Annotated in this window: 3 protein-coding genes; 1 reads left to right on the plus strand and 2 read right to left on the minus strand. The window is 70.2% G+C overall.

Features of this window, described 5'->3' with window-relative positions:
- Positions 1 to 347: GTPase RsgA (rsgA, locus tag AC1D15_RS30255; protein WP_477828936.1), on the plus strand; the 347-nt coding region annotated here is incomplete at its 5' end.
- Here rsgA and AC1D15_RS30260 read toward each other — a convergent pair.
- Together AC1D15_RS30260 and AC1D15_RS30265 are read right to left on the minus strand one after the other, a co-directional pair.
- Entirely contained in the window at positions 348 to 1,337 is a 990-nt protein-coding gene (locus AC1D15_RS30260) for a CobD/CbiB family protein (RefSeq protein WP_047500720.1), read from the minus strand.
- Positions 1,338 to 1,376: 39 nt separating this feature from the next.
- Positions 1,377 to 1,774: NUDIX hydrolase (locus tag AC1D15_RS30265; protein ID WP_477828937.1), on the minus strand; the 398-nt coding region annotated here is incomplete at its 5' end.

The following is a 1,774-nucleotide window of genomic DNA, read 5'->3' on the forward strand; positions in this document are numbered from 1 at the left end:
CACCGGACGCGCGTGCGCAGGTGGGCGACATCTCGGTCGCGCTGAACTCCGGCCGCCACACGACGACGTCGACGCAGTGGTACTGGCTCGATGCCGAGCGCACGACCGGGCTGATCGATTCGCCGGGCTTCCAGGAATTCGGGCTGCGGCAGATCGAGGCGCAGCAGCTCGCGATGCTGATGCCGGACATCCGCGCGGCCGCCACCGACTGCAAGTTCTACAACTGCACGCACCAGCACGAACCCGGCTGCGGCGTGCTGGCCGCGTTGGCGCGCGGCGAGATCAGCGAATCGCGGCACCGCATCTACGGCGAGATCCGCGACGAACTGGGCCGGCAGCGGTTCTGATCAGCCGATCAGGTTGGCCAACGAGAGCAGCGCGAGCAGCAGCATCCACAGCACCACCGAGCGCCAGACCAGCCCGACGATGCTGCGCAGGTGGCCGGTCTGCGGCGGCGCCCCGGGCGTCGAGCCTTCGGCGTTCGAGAGTTCGTCCGGCGCTCCGCTGTCGAAGGTCTTCGAGCGGTCGGGCGTAACGCCCGGCGCCGCGCTGCCGCCGAGCTGCACGCCCACCGCACCGGCCGCGGCCGACAGGATGATGCCCTCGTTCGCGTGCTTCCACAGCCCGGCATCGCGGCGCCAGCACGAGACCGCCTCCTCGAAATTGCCGACCACCGCGAAGCCGAAGGCCGTCAGCCGTGCCGGCAGGTGGTCGATCAGCCCGAACAGGCGTTGCGACAGCGCGAGCAGCCGCTCGTTGACCGGCGCACCGACGGTGCGGCTCTTGAAGGCCCAGTAGCGGCTCGCGAATTCGGCCATGCGGTAGAACACCGCGCCGGCCGGCCCGAGGCCGAGCGTCGACAGCACGACAAACCAGAAGAAGACGCCGAACACATGGCGGTGCGCGGCCAGCAGCGAATGCTCGATCACGTGGCGCAGCAGCTCGGCGCGCGGCAACTCGCTGGCGTCGAGGTGGCGCCATTCGGCCAGCAGCCGGCGTGCGGTGAGTTCGTCGCCGCGCTCGAGTGCGTCGCGGATGTCGGTGAAGTAGTGGCTGAACTGCCGGAAGCCCATCGTCAGGTACAGCACGACGACGTTCCAGGCGAGTGCCGCGACCAGGCTGAAGCGCACGACGACCGCGAAGACGGCCCAGGCCAGCAGCGCCGGGACCAGCGTCGTCACGCACCAGACGACCCAGGCGTGGTGGTCCTGGCCCGCATCGAAGTTGCGGCCGGTCCAGCGCATCCAGCCGGTCAGGCCGTCGTGCACGAAGTTGCGGCGCGGCAGCGGCTTCAGTTGCTCGATCAGCAGCGCGAACAGGACGGCGAAGAAACTCATGGCCCGCGATGATAGCGGCGAGGCCCCGTCCGGCGACGGCTACGCGGCGAGGAAGCGATACAGGTTGCGCAGCATCGCGGCGGTGGCCCCCCAGATGAAGTACTGGCGCGGACGGCCGTCGGCGCCGACGCCGGTCCACGGCATCGACAGGAACTCGCGCCGCACGCCGCCCACCTCGACGCTGTGCCGGCGGTGGTTGGCCGGGCTCATCAGGAAGGCGAGCGGCACCTCGAACACCTCGGCGACCTCGAACGGATCGGCCTGGATCGCGAAGCCCGGGCGCAGCAGCGCGACCACCGGCGTCACGATGAAGCYGGTGCCGGTGGTGTAGGTGGGGAGGCTGCCGAGCACGTCGACGTAGTCGCGCGCGAGGCCGATTTCTTCGGTCGCCTCGCGCAAGGCGGTGTCGACCGCGTCGGCGTCGTACGACTCGGCAC

This window comes from Rhizobacter sp. P2_H2, from assembly GCF_056403375.1.

What these genes read in the sequence shown, in the direction of transcription:
- AC1D15_RS30260 (WP_047500720.1), bottom strand. Translation starts at nt 1,337, where the DNA reads ATGAGTTTCTTCGCCGTCCTGTTCGCGCTGCTGATCGAGCAACTGAAG.